The organism is Halovibrio salipaludis (genome assembly GCF_002286965.1).
Taxonomy (GTDB): Bacteria; Pseudomonadota; Gammaproteobacteria; order Pseudomonadales; family Oleiphilaceae; genus Halospina; species Halospina salipaludis.
In genome coordinates this window covers 338,260-354,353 of sequence record NZ_NSKD01000002.1, presented here as the reverse complement: position 1 = coordinate 354,353, position 16,094 = coordinate 338,260, and the positions used below count along the sequence as shown (strand labels likewise).

Sequence of the window (16,094 nt, the reverse complement as noted above, 5' to 3'; positions counted from 1 at the left end):
ACGTCAGGGTTCAAGGGTCAGGCGGGCATCCACCAGACCGGGTTCGTCGGTTCGGTCCAGCGAGGCCTGATCCACGGTCAGACCGTACTCACTCTGGAGGTGGCCCAGCCACTGGGTCAGGTCCGTGAACGGTACGGCCTCAAGCCAGAGCCGCATGGCATCATCACCGCTGGGTTCAAAGCGCTGCAGCGGGAGCCCGGAACGGTCCGCGGAATCCGTAACGGTTTTGAGCAGGTCCGCATCACCGAGTGAGCCGCCCTGGCCGGTTTCATTCACCTGCGAAATGCGCTCCAGGGCCTGTTCCCGGGAACTGATCCAGGCGACCCGTTCGCGGGACTGCTGCATGCGCTCGTAGCCCTCGCTGCGGAACTCAACAATGGGCTGCCAGACTCCGAGATACAGGATGGCGACAGCCAGGGCGGTGACCATGACCTGCAGGGCGCGTCTGTCACGGTGGCTCAGCTGGTCATACTGGGCAATCGCGGCGCGTACCGCCGGGATCTTCCGGATCGTCTCAAGCATCTGTTTCAACCTCCCTGTCTGACCGTGAGCCGGGCTTCGGTGCCGTCGTCACTGTTCACCACGGAGCCGATACGGGCACTGAACCCAGAGTCACTGAGTCCATTGCGCATGGCGTCGAGCTGGGCAAAGCTCTCTCCTCGAAGCTCAATACGGAGTTCACCCCGGCTGCGGCTGAACTGGATGGTGTCAAACCGCAGGCTCTCTGGCTCATCCAGGCCCTGGTACTGTTGCCCGGTGGCCCGCAGCATCGCCAGGAAATCGCCTCCGGAGCCTCCGTCGCGGGCCGCGCGGATTTTGCCCTCGGTTACGCGTCTCAGGTTGTCGGCATGGGTGCGGCTGTCATCGGGAAAATACTCGCGATAGATTGCGATCGCCTGCTCATCAAACCGTTGCGCCTGGTTCCGGTAATAGACGCCCTCCGCGATCATGAAGCCGAGCTGGGCGACAATCCCGATCGCCGCCACAATGGCTACCGGTCGCCAGCGTCTCAGGGGTGAGTGCCCGCTGGATGCCGGGGCGTAATCCCCCTGGCACAGGTTGATCGCATCCGCATGTCCCGCCACCAGGCTTTCCACCATCAGGCGCAATGGCAGCTGTTCCAGGGTTTCCACGTGGATCAGGGCGTCCGGGTGCTGCTCCAGCGAGGCCAGCGCCATCCGGTGCTGCTCCGCCGCATCCGGGGTCGCCAGAACCCGGGCGCCGGGTGGCGTCTCGGCGCCGTGGGCCTCAATGAGCGAATCCAGGAATACGGACAGGCCCTCGACAGGCACCTCGTACCAGCCGCTGTCGAGTTCCTGGATCAGCGCCTGGCTGCCCTCAACGAGGATGGTCCACTGGTGCTGGCCGGCTGGCAGCAACATCGCGTCCGCGTGGATGGCGCGCACTGGGTATCCAAAGGTCTCAAACCACGCCGCATAGGCATCCATCCGTTCACGGTCGATCGCGGCAACCTGCCACTCGTTGCGCTTCTGGCTGCCCAGGGCGAGATGGACCGAATCGATGTCCTGTGCCAGTTGTTCCTCCACAGCGAAGGGCAGTGCCTGGCGGATCATGCGTTTCTGGCGGCCGGGAATACGGGCGGCACAGGGGGTGACATCCAGTGTCGGGATGATGCCGATGGCCTCTGCCGCTTCCACACCGATGGCTTCAAGCCGGGCCTCCAGGTTCTCCCTGGAGTCACCCTGCCCTTCGCCGCCGGGATTGCCGGAGGCATCCAGGAGCACCCAGTCAAAAACATCGGCATCGGAACCTTCACCGGCTCCGGCACCTGCCCTTATGTAGAGTTGATAGGCCATATTATCCGTCTTCTCTGACCCTGTTCCCAGGCGCCTACTCGGACGCCTGAACCTGTTCCTTCGTGATCAGCTGGGTTCTGCCGGTATCCCGTGACAGAATCCGTATCGTGCCATTGCGTGTGCGCTGGGCCATCGAAACCAGCCGATATACTGTACCACTGACACTGACCCTTGCGGCGATCTCGAAGAAGTCCGTGCTCACCCCGAGCCCATCCGGTTCCAGTCCGAGACCCGCGAACTCCGGCAGCGCCAGGAACTCCTCAACGCTTTCAACCGGAGATTCCCGCAGCGTCTCCCGGATGCTTTCCGCCTGCCCCTGGCTGATGCGATCGTGCAGCGAGCGTAGCACGGCCGTGGAGGCAAAGTTGACGTTGAGCGTGCCGTCCCGGTTTGGCAGTGCCGTGATGTGCGGCCGGAGACGCTGGTAGGCCGCTTCGGTCATACCATCCAGCAGCCGCACTTCGGTCACGCTGACGAACGGCTGGTCACCGGCCCGGTAGGGCGGATCGAGGAGCATGTAATCGCTGTCCTCCGCACCGCCGCCACCACTGCGCTGGTCGTCCGCATCCACCCAGTCCACAAAGGTTGCCGGCCTGACATTCCGGATCTCCAGAACGCGCAGCAGCCGCTCCAGCCGGTTGCGCTGGCGTTCATTCACGGTCCCGTCCACCTCCGTCAGGGCATTGAGGTTGAGCCGGCCCCGCAGGTCGTTGATCTGGGCCTCGATGACGCCCTTTTCCACTGGTAGCGCCAGTGCGGCCCGTGCCCAGTCCTCACCGGGATGGTCCACTTCCCGGCGGGTGGCCGTTCCCTCCTGCTCGCCGTCAGTGCCCTGGTCACCCTCCTGGTTTTCCTCCGGGGTATTGCCACCCCCCTTCATGTCCCTTGCCAGGAACTGGCGGGCAAAGGCCTCTGCTCCCAGCGCCAGGCTGCGGGCATCATTCTGGGCCAGGTAGGTGGTGGCGCCACGAATCATCACGCTCTGGCGCGTCAGCATGCCGGAGGCGAGGATCGAGCCCAGGGCAAAGGCCATCAGGACGATGATCAGCGCTACACCGCGCTGACGCGTGAAACGGCGGGATCTCATTTGCCCTCCTCCCCGTTCCCGCTGTCGCCATTGTCCCCGCTACCCTGTCTGCGCCGGTCCGGAACCCGGGCACCCATCGCCATGGGTTCACCCAGTGCGACCACCCGCCGCAGGGTGCCAAAGCGGTCGTGCTCGATGACCACTTCCACGGCACGTGGCATGGGCATCCTGAGCACTTCCGTACCCTCGGCATCGGCAAATCCGCTGCTGTCGCCGCTGTCACCCGGCCACTGGCTGAGCCACTGGCCATTACTGTCCCGGAACTGAACCTCCACGGATTCCACATTTGCGAGCAGCTCCTGCTCGCGGCTGCGCGTGCCCTGGGCCCGGTCCAGCACCGGCCAGTAGCGGCGGATCAGGCGCTCCTCCAGTTCGTCGTATTCCCAGGCCACGCGCTGAAGTTCACTGCGTTTGTCTCCCAGCGGGTTCCGCCAGCCCTGGCGCGTCAGTTCAAGTTCCGAGCCGTTGATTCGGCTGGTAAGAGCAGGCAGCCGTTCGCCGTAGGCATCCTTCACCGGGCGTTTGACGGCCTGCAGCAGATCCCGCTCCAACAGGGAGACGGTTTTCTGAACGTCCCGGAAAGCCCCTGAGACCCTTTCGATGCCTTCACGGGAATTCATCAGGGTGTTCATGACCTGCCATACTCCCAGCGAGATCATGCTGGTGATGAACACAGCAATAAGAACCTCAAGCAGCGTGAAGCCCTTGTCCGTACGCATGCCACTCATCGGTTGCGTTGCCCCAGAAAGCCCGTGAAAACCAGCTGCTGCACGGGATCCCCACTGGGATCGACGCGATAAAGGGTCATCTCAACCCGCCGTATTGCCGGATCCTCGGTGGCGCTGACCACCGTCTCGACTTCCCATTCGTGGCCCCCGAACGCCACCTCATCATCGGACTCACCGGTCGCGGGCATCTGGTCCTGGAGGCGCATCTCCGTGAGGCGGTTCTGGGCGATCCAGGAGGCCATGGTCTGGCTTTCAATGCGCCGGTAATTGGACATGTAACCTGAGGCGACCTGCTGCAGCGTGGCTGCCAGGAGGCCGAAGATCATCAGCGCGATCATCACCTCCATGAGCGTGAATCCGCGCGCGCGGGCTGGCGTGACGGGCATTACAGGCGCTCCCTGTAGTCCTGGTCGCCAGGCTGGAGCCATTCCACCCCGGTGGCACCGTCACTGGTCAGAAGCTGGGCGCTTCCATCATCGGCGCCTTCCCACCAGAGGTAGAGGTCAAAGGCGGTAGACTCGCCGGAGGAGAAAAACACCAGGTCCGGTTCCGGCTGGTCCTCCTCCTGGGTTTCCAGGGCATCCGCCTCGCCGCCATCGGTGATCAGTTCCAGCTCAACCCACTCGGGAATGCTGGCTCCGGTGAGACCGCCGCGCGGAAGCGGGGCCCACTGGGCCTGGTCGCGATCCAGCTGGACGAAACCATAGCCGTCGTCCCCGAAACGCACCCCGATCTCCCGGTTGGTCATGACAGCCTGCTCCGAGGCCGCCTGCATCCTTAGATAGAGGCTGCGGGTCATCTCCTCGAGTTCCCGCCGTTCGCCGCCACCGCCAATGCTGAGCCCGACCAGACTGATCAGCAGACCAACCACGACCAGCACCACCATCAGCTCGATGAGCGTGAACCCTGATGAGCGCCAGCGCCCCATTCCGGGCTTACTCTTCCACGTCCCAGACGCTGATGTCCGCATTCACGCCTTCGCCGCCCTCGCGGCCGTCCGCACCATAGGAATACAGATCGTAGGGCCCTTCGGAGCCCGGCTGGACATACTGGTATTCATTGCCCCAGGGGTCCTTCGGGATGGCGTTCATGTAGCCCTCGGGGTTCCAGTTCGAGGGCTCGGGGGAACCACTCGGTTTTTCAACCAGTGCCTCGAGCCCCTGCTCCGTGGAGGGATAATGGCTGTTGTCCAGCCGGTACAGGTCCAGGGCACTGCTGATGTTGCGCAGCTGTGCCTCGGCGGCCGTCACGCGGGCCTCATCGCCCCGGCCCATGATATTCGGCGCCACCAGCGCCACCAGCAGCCCGAGGATCACCATTACAACCATGATCTCAATCAGCGTGAAACCGCCACTGCGATTTGCATGTTTCATTGTCATCAACGTCTCAACCCATCAGTTGGCTCATATTCATGATTGGCAGCATGATCGCCAGCACGATGATCAGTACCACCCCACCCATCACCAGCAGCATCAGCGGCTCGAACAGCCCCACCAGTGCGGAGATCTTGCCCTGGAGGTCATTCTCCTGGTGTGTGGCCGTGCGTTCCAGCATTTGATCCAGTTCGCCACTGGCTTCGCCACTGCCAATCATATGGATCATCATCGGGGGGAAATACCCGGTGTTCTCCAGGGCATTCTTAAGCGACCCACCCTCGCTCACGGACTGGGTCGCTTCCCGGATCCGTTCCTTCAGGTACTCATTGGACAACACTTCACCGGCGATACGCATTGCCTCCACCAACGGAACGCCGCTGGTTGTGAGGATGCTCACAGTACTGGCAAAGCGCGCGGTATTGAGGCCGCGGATGAGCCGGGATATGAAGGGAATATGGAGGAGCTGCCGGTGGACCCTGAGCCGGAAGGAGGGGCGACGCAGTGCAAGCCGGAACCCGATGCCCGCGGCAACAAGCAACAGCAACAGCAGCCAGCCCCAGTCCACAAAGAAACTGCTCACGACCAGCAGTCCTTCGGTCAGCGCCGGCAGCTCCTGGCCACTGCGCACGAAGACCTCGATGATGTCCGGCACGACATAGGTCAGCAGGAAGATCACGATGGCGATAGCCACGAACGTCAGGATCACCGGGTAGATGGCCGCAAGCTGGATCTTCTGACGGGCCTCCTGGCGGGCTTCGGTATAGTCCGCCAGGCGGTTCAGGACCAGATCCATGTGGCCGGCGTGCTCGCCCGCGGCAACGGTGGCCCGGTACAGATGTGGAAAGGCGGACGGGAACTCGCTCAGGCTGCCTGCCAGGGTATGGCCTTCCAGAACCTTGGCGCGGATGGCCAGCATCATGCTCTTGATGCGCGGTTTCTCCGATTGGTTGGCAATGGCTGACAGGGCCTGTTCCACCGGAATCCCGGACTGGATCAGGGTCGCGAGCTGGCGTGTCACCAGCGCCAGATCCGAAGCGGACAGTCCCCGGCCGAGTGTGATTCCAGAGCGCTGCTGGCGTTCCCGGGTCGGTGATACCTCAAGCGGTGCCCAACCCCGGTCCCGCAGCTGCTGACGCACGGCGCGCGCGCTGTCGGCTTCCAGAACGCCCTTTTTCTGCTTGCCCCGCGTGTCGAGAGCCCTGAATTCAAATGCCGCCATGGATCATCCCCGGTGCGTCACCCGCAGCACTTCCTCCACCGTGGTGGTGCCGTCCAGGATCTTGGAGACACCATCGGCGTGGATGCTGGGGCCACGTTCGCGCGCCGCCTGCTCGAGCGCCTGCTCAGCGGCCCGGTCGTGGATCAGGGTCCGCAGGCCCTCGTCGACGCCAATGACCTCGTAGATGCCCATGCGGCCCCGGTAACCCAGCTGGTTGCAGGCGTCACAGCCACCGTGATGGTAGATGGTGGGCGGATTGTCGGGATCGGCGCCCAGGAAGCGGCATTCGGTGGCATCCGGCGTATAGGGTTTACGGCATTCCGGGCAGAGCACACGCACCAGGCGCTGGGCAACGATGCCAGCGAGGCTGGAAGAGATCAGGAAGGGCTCGACACCCATGTCGATCAGGCGTGTGATGGCGCCGGTGGCGGTGTTGGTGTGCAGGGTGGAGAGCACCAGGTGGCCGGTCAGACTGGCCTGGACCGCAATCTCCGCGGTCTCCAGGTCCCGGATCTCCCCGATCATCACCACGTCCGGGTCCTGGCGCAGTATGGCCCGCAGCCCCCGGGCAAAGGTCATCTCCACCTTCGGGTTCACCTGGGTCTGACCGATACCGGGCAGGTTGTACTCGATCGGATCCTCAACGGTCAGGATATTGCGCGACCGGTCATTGATCTCGGTGAGCGCACCGTAAAGCGTTGTGGTCTTACCCGAGCCGGTTGGCCCGGTCACCAGCAGAATGCCATAGGGGCGGTTGACCAGATCCTTGAGCAGGCTGAGGTCGCGTTCCGCCATGCCAATGGAGTCCAGCTCCAGAAGCCCCGCCTCCTTGTCCAGAAGCCGCAGTACTACGCGCTCGCCGTTGGATGACGGCATGGTGGACACACGGATGTCCACTTCACGCCCGGCCACGCGCAGCGAGATGCGTCCGTCCTGGGGAACCCGCTTCTCCGCGATGTCGAGCCGTGCCATGACCTTGATGCGCGAGACCAGCAGTGGCGCCAGGGCCCTTTTGGGCTGCACCACCTCCCGCAGGACCCCGTCCACCCGGAAGCGGACAACCAGGCGTTTCTCGTAGGTTTCGATGTGGATGTCCGAAGCGCCGCTCTTGATGGCTTCGGTCAGGATGGCGTTGATCAGGCGGATGACCGGGGCATCATCCTCCTGCTCCATCAGATCCTCGGTCTCGGGAACCGATTCCGCCAGGCTGGCGAGGTCCATGTCCTCGCCGATGCCCTCAACCATCTGCATGGCTTCCTCGGAATCGTTCTGGTAGGCCCGCGTCAACGCCTCATCAAACGCCTCGGCTTCCATTTCACGGATGCGGGCACGGCCGCGGCTCAGGCGCGTGGCCTCGGCAATGGCCCGCGCCGAGGCGCCAGGGCGCACCAGAAGCTCCAGTTCGCCCTGCTCGTCCGGTGTCAGCACAACGCCATTGCGTCGGGCAAAACTGAAGGGCAGTCTGGCATCCGTGGTGCGGGTCTCGTTCAGGGTTTCGCCCATGTCGCAAACCGTGCGCTGTTGGTTTGTGGTTACGTTAGTATCCCGGGATAATGAAGGCAACCGTCATTCCCGGCCACCGGAAAGGGCTGATTGTCCATGGAAAAACGCATCAATGCCATGCCCGTGATCACAGCAGCAGTGCTCGCTGTGGCAATCGCGGCCGTAATCGGTTGGCAGGGACTACGCATGGAGGACCGGGTTTCCGAGATGCCGCAGACCGCGACCGGGGAGAACGCCCCTGGCAACACCAGCAGTAGTGGCGATGGTGAACCGCCCGAGCTTGCGGATCTGGCCTTTTTCGGAACGCCGGGCGAAGAGGCCACTGAGTCGGTTGAACGTGCGGAAACCCTGCCCGAAACCAACCTCCAGCTTATGCTGCGGGGCGTGATGGCTGGCGAAACGGAACAGCGCGACAGCGCCTTGGTGGAGGGGCCCGACGGCAAGACCGAGGTCTACCGCGTCGGGGACGCCCTGCCCGGCAATGCGAGCCTGCGTGAAGTGCGCCAGCGCCGTATCGTCATTGAGCGTGCCGGTGCCCTGGAAACCCTGACCTTCCCGGAGAGCGAGGGGGGAAGGCTGGCGCTGAACGGCAACCAACCGTCATCGGCCGGCGACAGCAGCAGTGATGCGGCGGACGATGCGGCCACGGATACCTCGACGCCCAGCGAGCGCTCCAGTTCGGATGTCCGGAGCCGGCTGGAAGAACTCCGCGATCGCCTGAGCAACTGACCGGGTAAGCCGCCCATGCGCCTGGCTGTATTAACGGTGTTGCTGATCGCAGGCCTTGCCCATGGCATTGACCTTGGACAGGACCTGCTTGCGTACGTCGAGCGTCAGTTCGGCGGTGACGCCCGCGCCCGGCTGACGGCCTGGGAGCAGCTCGTGGCCGAGCATGAGGGTGACAGTGAAGCGCGCCAGATGCAGGTGGTGAACCGCTTCTTCAACCAGCGTGATTTCGTTACCGACCAGTCGCACTGGGGGCGCCAGGACTACTGGGCCACGCCGGTTGAGTTCCTGGCAACCAATGCCGGTGACTGCGAGGAATTCGCCAATGCCAAGTACATGACCCTGCGCGCCATGGGGGTGCCCGAAGAGCACCTCCGCATCACCTATGTGGACGCGATCCACCTGGAACAGGCACACATGGTGTTGGCCTGGTACCCCGAGCCCGGCGCTGAGCCCATGATCCTCGACAACCTGGTGGATCAGATCCAGCCCGCCTCCCGGCGCCAGGACCTCAAGCCCGTCTACAGCTTCAACGGCACGGACCTCTGGCTCAGCCGGGACGAACGCTCGGACCGTCGTGTCGGCAGCGCCGACGAAGTCGAGCAGTGGCGTGACCTCCGCAACCGTATGCTCACCGTCACGGGTAATTGATTCCGTCCTTTCCCTGTCATCCAATTGCGGCCTCCATGCGCTTTACGTTAACGTCAACGTAAGACGTAATGGAGCCCGGAATGAACGCTGAAACCCAGACCACCCATACCATCAGCGACCTGGCGCGGGATTTCGACATCACCACCCGCACCATCCGTTTCTATGAGGAAGCCGGCCTTCTGGAGCCAAGGCGCGAGGGTCAGCAACGGATCTACACGGACGCGGACAGGGTCAAGCTGAAACTGATCCTGCGGGGTAAGCGCCTTGGCTTCAGCCTGGCGGAATCCCGGGACATCATCGAGATGTACGATCCCTCCTCCGGCAATGAACGGCAACTCAATGCGTTACTGAGCAAAATTCGGGAACGACGTGAACAGTTGAATGACCAGATGCGTGAGCTACAGCTCATGCAGGTGGAGCTTGATGAAGCGGAACAGCGCTGTCTCGATGCCATGAATCACTGAACAACAACAAAGCGGAGCCTCCCCATGACCTACCCCGGCCTCAACTTCAACCTGGATGACACAACGGCGATGCTCCAGGACCAGGTTCGCCAGTTCGCCCAGGGCGAGATCGCACCGCGCGCGGCGGCCATCGACAGCGACAATGCCTTCCCCCGCGATCTCTGGCCCCAGATGGGCGATATGGGCCTGCTGGGTATGACCGTTCCGGAAGACGACGGCGGCACCGGCATGGGCTACCTGGCCCACGTCATCGCCATGGAGGAAATCAGCCGTGCCTCCGGCTCCGTGGGCCTGAGTTACGGGGCCCATTCCAATCTCTGCGTGAATCAGATCGCTCGCAACGGCAATCCGGAACAGAGGTCGAAATACCTTCCGAAACTGATGACCGGCGAGCACGTGGGCGCCCTGGCCATGAGCGAGCCCAACGCCGGTTCGGACGTGGTCAGCATGAAGCTGCGGGCCACCCGTGACGGTAACGGATTCCGCCTCAACGGCAGCAAGATGTGGATCACCAACGGCCCGGACGCGGACGTCTATGTGATCTACGCCAAGACCGATCCCGAAAAGGAAGCCCGTGGCATCACCGCCTTCCTGGTGGAACACGACACCCCCGGCTTCAGCCAGGGCCCCAAGCTGGACAAGCTGGGCATGCGGGGTTCCAACACCTCGGAGCTGATCTTCGAGGACGCCTGGGTGCCGGAAGAGAACATCCTGGGCGCCGAGAACAACGGCGCCCGCGTGCTCATGTCCGGGCTCGATTACGAGCGCGTGGTTCTGGCCGGCGGCCCCTTAGGGATCATGCAGGCGTGCCTGGACCTGGTGCTGCCGTACGTGCATGAACGCAAACAGTTCGGCCAGGCCATCGGCGAGTTCCAGTTGATCCAGGCCAAGGTGGCGGACATGTACACCGAACTCAACGTCTGCCGCTCCTACCTGTACACCGTGGCCGCCGCCTGCGACCGGGGCGAAACCAGCCGCAAGGACGCTGCCGGTGCGATCCTCTACTGCTCCGAAAAAGCCACGAAAATGGCGCTTGAAGCCATCCAGATCCTGGGTGGCAACGGCTACATCAATGAATACCCCGCGGGACGGCTGCTCCGTGACGCCAAGCTCTACGAGATTGGCGCCGGCACCCAGGAGATCCGGCGCATGCTGATCGGGCGGGAACTGTTCAAGGAAACGGAGTAAGCCATGGCGATCCTCGAATCCTCCGTGGACACCGACGGTGCCCTCTTCCGGGAGCGCCGGGAGCATATGCAGGCGCTGGTGGACGACCTTACTGAAAAACTGGCCACCATCAGCGAAGGCGGTGGTGAAAAGGCTCGGGAGCGCCACCGCTCCAAGGGCAAGCTGCCCGTGCGCGAGCGCATCAACCGGCTTCTGGACCCGGGGTCTCCCTTCCTGGAGCTGGCCCCCATGGCTGCCTATGAGGTCTACGACAGCGAGGTGCCCGCTGCCGGCGCGGTGGGCGGCATCGGCCGGGTCAATGGGGTTGAGTGCGTCATCCTGGGCAACGATGCCACGGTCAAGGGCGGCACTTACTTCCCGCTGACCGTGAAGAAACACCTGCGCGCCCAGACCATCGCCGCGGAAAACCACCTGCCGTGCATCTACCTGGTGGATTCGGGCGGCGCCAACCTGCCCCAGCAGGACGAGGTTTTCCCGGACCACGATCACTTCGGTCACATCTTCTTCCGCCAGGCCAACCTTTCCGCCAACGGCATTCCCCAGATCGCCGTGGTCATGGGCCCCTGCACCGCCGGCGGCGCTTATGTGCCTGCCATGGCGGATGAGGCGATCATGGTCGATGGCCAGAGCACCGTCTACCTGGCTGGGCCGCCTCTGGTGAAGGCCGCTACCGGCGAGACCGTCTCCGCCGAGGAGCTGGGCGGCGCTGAGATGCACACCAGCACTTCCGGACTGGCGGATCACCTGGCGCACAGTGAGGAAGACGCCCTGGAGCGTGCACGCGCCTGCATCGCCAACCTGAACTGGCACAAAGGGGACTGGTTGCGCCGCCGCGAGCCACGGGAACCGCTCTACCCGGCCGACGAGCTGTACGGCGTGGTGCCCACGGACCTCAAGACGCCCTATGACGTCCGCGAGGTCATTGCCCGGCTGGTGGACGGCTCTGAGTTCGACGAGTTCAAGGCCCGCTTCGGCACTACCCTGGTCTGTGGTTTCGCGCACTGGGCCGGCATGCCGGTGGGCATCATCGCCAACAACGGCATCCTGTTCTCGGAGTCTTCCCAGAAAGGCGCGCACTTCGTGGAACTGTGTTGCCAGCGCGGCATCCCGCTGGTGTTCCTGCAGAACGTCACCGGCTTCATGGTCGGACGCGAGGCGGAACAGGGCGGCATCGCCCGCCACGGCGCCAAGCTGGTCAACGCCGTTGCCTGCGCCAGCGTGCCCAAGTTCACGGTCATCATTGGCGGCAGTTTCGGCGCCGGCAACTACGGCATGTGCGGGCGCGCCTATGAGCCACGCTTCCTGTTCATGTGGCCGAATGCGCGAATTGCCGTGATGGGCGGTGAGCAGGCCGCCGGGGTGCTGGCGGATGTGAAACGCGGCGCCATCGAACGCCAGGGGGAGACCTGGTCCGATGAGGACGAAGCCGCCTTCAAGCAGCCGGTGGTCGAACAATTCGAGCGCCAGTCCCATCCCTACTACGCCAGCGCCCGGCTCTGGGACGACGGCATCATCGACCCGGCGAAGACCCGGGAGGTGATCGCCCTGGCCCTCTCAGCCGCACTCAATGCCCCCGAGGCCGACACCCGCTACGGCGTCTTCCGGATGTAAGGAGCCCCAGATGAATAATATCGATAACGCCGTGCTCATCGACACACCCCGGCAAGGACTGCGCCGCATCCGACTCAACCGCCCGGACAAACGCAACGCCTTCAATGCCGGTATCATCGCGGAACTGAGCAGCGCCATCGAAGCGGCTGCGCGTGACGATGACGTGCGCGCGGTTCTGCTGGCGGCCGAGGGCAAGCACTTCTCCGCCGGCGCCGACCTGGAATGGATGCGCTCCACCGCCGCCATGGGCGCGGAAGAGAACCGGGAGGACGCCCTGGCGCTGGCCCGCCTTATGCGCCTCCTGGACGAATGCCCCAAGCCCACACTGACCCGGGTCCAGGGCGCCGCTTTCGGGGGCGCCCTGGGGCTGATCTGCTGTACCGACATCGCCATCGCCGCCACCGATGCCCGTTTCTGCCTGAGCGAGGTGCGCCTTGGACTGGTACCGGCGACCATTGGCCCCTACGTGGTGCGGACCCTGGGTCAGCGCCAGGCACGGCGCTACATGCTCAGCGCGGAGCTGATCGAGGCGGAACAGGCCCGGTCGCTTGGGCTGGTCCATGAACTGGCGGATCCGGCGCAGCTTGATGACCGGGTCGAGGCGCTTACCGGGCAATTGATGCAGGCCGGGCCTGAGGCCCAGTCGGAGTGCAAGCACCTGCTGCGCCGGCTGGATGATCCGGCTGCCGGCGATGGCGTGGATGAGTTCACCGCCGCCATGATCGCCCGGGTCCGCACCGGGGCCGAGGGTCAGGAGGGCCTGAGGGCCTTCCTGGAAAAGGATACCCCCGCCTGGCGGGAGGCCAGCCCCGATGAATGACCTCACTTTGCTGATCGCCAACCGGGGCGAGATCGCTGCCCGCATCATCCGCACCGCCCGACGCATGGGCCTGCGCACCGTGGCCGTGTATTCCCAGGCGGACCGTGATGCCCCATTCGTGGCCGCTGCGGACCAGGCTGTCGCCATCGGCCCGGCGCCGGCCCGGGAATCCTACCTGGACCCGGAGCGCATCCTGCGGGCTGCGCGGGAGACCGGCGCCGACCTGATTCACCCGGGCTATGGCTTCCTCTCCGAGAGCACGGAGCTGGTCAGGCGCTGCGAGGACGCCGGCATCCGGTTCGTGGGTCCGGGCACCGACGCCATTGCCGCCATGGGCGACAAAACCGCCGCCAAGCGACTGATGGAAGAGGCTGGCGTACCACTGGTGCCCGGCTACCACGGCGACGATCAGTCCCTGGACCATCTGGAATCCGAAGCCCGCCGGATTGGCCTTCCGGTCCTGATCAAGGCCAGCGCCGGCGGGGGCGGCAAGGGCATGCGCGTGGTGCGTGAATTAAGTGAGCTTCGCAACGCCCTGGATGGCGTCAAGCGCGAGGCCAGCGCCGCCTTCGGCAACGACCAGGTCCTGCTGGAACGCTTTGTGGACCAGCCCCGGCACGTGGAAGTCCAGGTCCTGTTTGACCACCACGGCAACGGGCGACACCTGTTCGACCGTGACTGCTCCATCCAGCGCCGCCACCAGAAGATCCTGGAGGAAGCACCGGCCCCGGGCCTCACCCAGGCCACGCGTGACGCCATGGCGGACGCCGCGCTGCGCTGCGCCCACGCCATCGGCTATCGCAACGCCGGCACCGTGGAGTTTCTGCTCGGGCCCGACGGCCACTTCTACTTCATGGAGATGAACACCCGCCTTCAGGTGGAACACCCCGTCACCGAGGCCATCACCGGCCTGGACCTGGTGGAGTGGCAGATCCGCATCGCCCTGGGCGACCCCCTCCCCTGGCCCCAGGAGGCGCTCGCGATCAACGGCCACGCCATGGAAGCGCGCGTCTACGCCGAAGACCCGGACCAGGGCTTCCTCCCGACCAGCGGCCGCATCCAGTATCTGGATGAGCCCGAAAACATGGCCGGCATACGCATTGACTCCGGCATTGACCAGGGGCTGACGGTCTCAAACCATTACGACCCCATGCTCGCCAAGGTCATCACCCATGGCACGGACCGCCAAGACGCCATTACCCGCCTGCGCGGGACCCTGATGCGCTACCATCTGGGCGGATTCCCCACCAATATCGGTTACCTGTGCCGGATCCTGGGCCATGACGCTTTCATTAACAGCGAATTACAGACGCATTTTGTGGAACAACACGAAGTGGATCTGGTAACGCCTGCAATCACCGGGGACACCGCCCTGGCACTGGGCCTGCTGGGCTGGCTCTGGCTCCAGCAGCCGGAAACCGCCTCAGCGGAGCCCTGGGACGCCCTCACCGGATGGCGCCTCGTCGGCGAGCCGTGGCAGCGGGCGGAAGTCCACCACGGCGAACGCCATACCCTGGAATACGCCCTCCAGCCCAGGACCGGCGATTGGCATCAGGTCCGGGTCCGGGGCCTCTCCGATCAGCCCCTGACCCTGCGCTGGCACCGCCGGGGGCATCAGGGGACGGTATTGATGGAGTCCCCCGGACAGCGCCGCAGGGAGCTGTCCCTCACCGCCATCAGCCGCCCACCGGCAGGGGTGACGCTCTTTGCGGAGGGCGAAGCCTGGACGGTGCGCGTTAACCACCCGGAAATGGACCTGGCCGAAGCGGACACCGGCAACCTGACCGCCCCCATGCACGGGCGCGTGGTCGCCCTGCACTGCGCCGCTGGCGAGCGGGCCAACAAGGGTCAGCCGTTGGTGGTCATGGAAGCCATGAAAATGGAACACACCATCACCGCCCCGGCCAACGGTACGGTCACGGAACTCTACTGCAGCGAAGGCGACAGCCTCAGCTCCGGCCAGACCCTGCTCGCCTTCGAACCGGACGGAGACACCCCATGAGCGACCACGCCGAAATCGTCGAAGTCGGCCTGCGCGACGGCCTCCAGAACGAACGCACGCCCGTCGACGCCACAACCCGCGCCCGCTGGTTCAACGCCCTCGCGGACGCCGGCCTGAACCGTATCGAGGCCGGCAGCTTCGTCTCGCCGAAATGGGTTCCCCAGATGGCCAGCACTGACCAGGTCATCGCCGGCATTCAGCGGCGCCCCGGCCTTTCCGTCGAAACCCTGATCCCCAACCAGAAAGGCCTCGATGCTGCCCTGGCTTCCCGGGTTGACCGCATCGCCGTCTTCACCGCCGCCTCCGATGCGTTCACGCAGAAAAACATCAACTGCAGCATCACCGAAAGCCTCGAGCGCTTCGCCCCCTTGATTGAAGCGGCCAATAACGCCGGCCTCCGCGTACGCGGCTACATCTCCACCATCGCCGCCTGCCCCTACGCCGGCAGAATCCAACCCGGGGCCGTCGCCGATGTCACCGAACGCCTGCTGGGACTCGGCTGCGATGACATCTCCCTGGGCGACACCACCGGCGTCGCTCGGCCCAGGGAAATCGACGCCATCCTGGATGCCGTACTTCCTCTCGTGCCCACAGAGCGACTCGCCCTGCACTGCCACGACACCTACGGCCAGGCCCTCGCCAACGTCCTCCAGGGCCTCGAGCGCGGCATCCGCACCTTCGACAGCGCCGTCGCCGGCCTCGGCGGCTGCCCCTACGCCAGGGGCGCTTCCGGCAACCTCGCCACCGAGGACCTGTTGTACCTCCTTGAAGGCCAGGGCCTGCACACCGGCGTCGACCTCGAGGCGGTATGCCGCATCGGCAATGACATCTGCCACAGACTTGATCGACGTACCCCCTCGAAAGTCGCGCAGGCGATGCAATGTTAAGCTGAGCGACAGACA

The 16,094-nt window shown here is 64.5% G+C and carries 17 protein-coding genes; 8 read left to right on the top strand and 9 right to left on the bottom strand.

Features of this window, described 5'->3' with window-relative positions; genetic code table 11:
- Positions 1 to 3: 3 nt before the first annotated feature.
- From gspM to gspE, 9 genes are read right to left on the bottom strand one after another with little or no spacing between them, the layout of a single operon-like run.
- Positions 4 to 522 (bottom strand): type II secretion system protein GspM, encoded by a 519-nt coding sequence (gspM, locus tag CK501_RS06370; RefSeq protein ID WP_095616908.1) that lies wholly within the window; start codon positions 520 to 522, stop codon positions 4 to 6.
- A 5-nt stretch (positions 523 to 527) separates the two neighbouring features.
- Positions 528 to 1,817 carry a type II secretion system protein GspL gene (gene gspL / locus CK501_RS06365; RefSeq protein WP_095616907.1) on the bottom strand — a complete coding sequence of 430 codons (1,290 nt, stop codon included), beginning with the start codon at positions 1,815 to 1,817 and terminating at the stop codon, positions 528 to 530.
- 34 nt (positions 1,818 to 1,851) lie between these two features.
- Complete coding sequence (gene gspK / locus CK501_RS06360) at positions 1,852 to 2,904, bottom strand: type II secretion system minor pseudopilin GspK (RefSeq protein WP_095616906.1); 1,053 nt, start codon at positions 2,902 to 2,904, stop codon at positions 1,852 to 1,854.
- The gene (gspJ, locus tag CK501_RS06355; protein WP_158223064.1) at positions 2,901 to 3,623 is read right to left on the bottom strand and encodes a type II secretion system minor pseudopilin GspJ; all 723 of its coding nucleotides are present in this window, start codon (positions 3,621 to 3,623) and stop codon (positions 2,901 to 2,903) included. Before gspJ ends, gspK begins: the two co-directional genes overlap by 4 nt.
- A gap of 5 nt (positions 3,624 to 3,628) precedes the next feature.
- Positions 3,629 to 4,018 carry a type II secretion system minor pseudopilin GspI gene (gene gspI, locus CK501_RS06350; protein ID WP_095616904.1) on the bottom strand — a complete coding sequence of 130 codons (390 nt, stop codon included), beginning with the start codon at positions 4,016 to 4,018 and terminating at the stop codon, positions 3,629 to 3,631.
- Entirely contained in the window at positions 4,018 to 4,560 is a 543-nt protein-coding gene (gspH, locus tag CK501_RS06345) for a type II secretion system minor pseudopilin GspH (protein ID WP_158223063.1), read from the bottom strand. Before gspH ends, gspI begins: the two co-directional genes overlap by 1 nt.
- Positions 4,561 to 4,567: 7 nt before the next feature.
- On the bottom strand, positions 4,568 to 5,011 hold the full coding sequence (gspG, locus tag CK501_RS06340; protein ID WP_095616902.1) for a type II secretion system major pseudopilin GspG: 444 nt from the start codon (positions 5,009 to 5,011) through the stop codon (positions 4,568 to 4,570).
- Between the two features lie 7 nt (positions 5,012 to 5,018).
- Entirely contained in the window at positions 5,019 to 6,227 is a 1,209-nt protein-coding gene (gene gspF / locus CK501_RS06335; RefSeq protein WP_095616901.1) for a type II secretion system inner membrane protein GspF, read from the bottom strand.
- A gap of 3 nt (positions 6,228 to 6,230) precedes the next feature.
- Positions 6,231 to 7,730 carry a type II secretion system ATPase GspE gene (gene gspE, locus CK501_RS06330; RefSeq protein WP_095616900.1) on the bottom strand — a complete coding sequence of 500 codons (1,500 nt, stop codon included), beginning with the start codon at positions 7,728 to 7,730 and terminating at the stop codon, positions 6,231 to 6,233.
- 96 nt (positions 7,731 to 7,826) lie between these two features.
- Here gspE and CK501_RS06325 point away from each other — a divergent pair, with 96 nt between their 5' ends.
- The 8 genes from CK501_RS06325 (at position 7,827) to CK501_RS06290 (ending at position 16,079) form a co-directional block, all read left to right on the top strand.
- Entirely contained in the window at positions 7,827 to 8,459 is a 633-nt protein-coding gene (locus CK501_RS06325) for a type II secretion system protein N (protein WP_095616899.1), read from the top strand.
- Between the two features lie 15 nt (positions 8,460 to 8,474).
- Positions 8,475 to 9,107: a transglutaminase-like cysteine peptidase gene (locus CK501_RS06320; protein ID WP_095616898.1), complete on the top strand. Its 633-nt coding sequence runs from the start codon at positions 8,475 to 8,477 to the stop codon at positions 9,105 to 9,107.
- An 80-nt stretch (positions 9,108 to 9,187) separates the two neighbouring features.
- Positions 9,188 to 9,571: a MerR family transcriptional regulator gene (locus CK501_RS06315; protein WP_095616897.1), complete on the top strand. Its 384-nt coding sequence runs from the start codon at positions 9,188 to 9,190 to the stop codon at positions 9,569 to 9,571.
- Positions 9,572 to 9,595: 24 nt separating this feature from the next.
- Positions 9,596 to 10,759, top strand: a complete 1,164-nt coding sequence (locus tag CK501_RS06310; protein WP_095616896.1) for an isovaleryl-CoA dehydrogenase — start codon at positions 9,596 to 9,598, stop codon at positions 10,757 to 10,759.
- Positions 10,760 to 10,762: 3 nt separating this feature from the next.
- Entirely contained in the window at positions 10,763 to 12,370 is a 1,608-nt protein-coding gene (locus CK501_RS06305) for a carboxyl transferase domain-containing protein (RefSeq protein WP_095616895.1), read from the top strand.
- 10 nt (positions 12,371 to 12,380) lie between these two features.
- A complete protein-coding gene (locus CK501_RS06300) occupies positions 12,381 to 13,190 on the top strand; it encodes an enoyl-CoA hydratase-related protein (RefSeq protein ID WP_198949415.1) in 810 nt (269 codons plus the stop codon).
- Positions 13,183 to 15,192 carry an acetyl/propionyl/methylcrotonyl-CoA carboxylase subunit alpha gene (locus tag CK501_RS06295; protein WP_095616894.1) on the top strand — a complete coding sequence of 670 codons (2,010 nt, stop codon included), beginning with the start codon at positions 13,183 to 13,185 and terminating at the stop codon, positions 15,190 to 15,192. Before CK501_RS06300 ends, CK501_RS06295 begins: the two co-directional genes overlap by 8 nt.
- Positions 15,189 to 16,079 (top strand): hydroxymethylglutaryl-CoA lyase, encoded by an 891-nt coding sequence (locus CK501_RS06290; RefSeq protein ID WP_095616893.1) that lies wholly within the window; start codon positions 15,189 to 15,191, stop codon positions 16,077 to 16,079. Before CK501_RS06295 ends, CK501_RS06290 begins: the two co-directional genes overlap by 4 nt.
- Positions 16,080 to 16,094 lie beyond the last annotated feature (15 nt).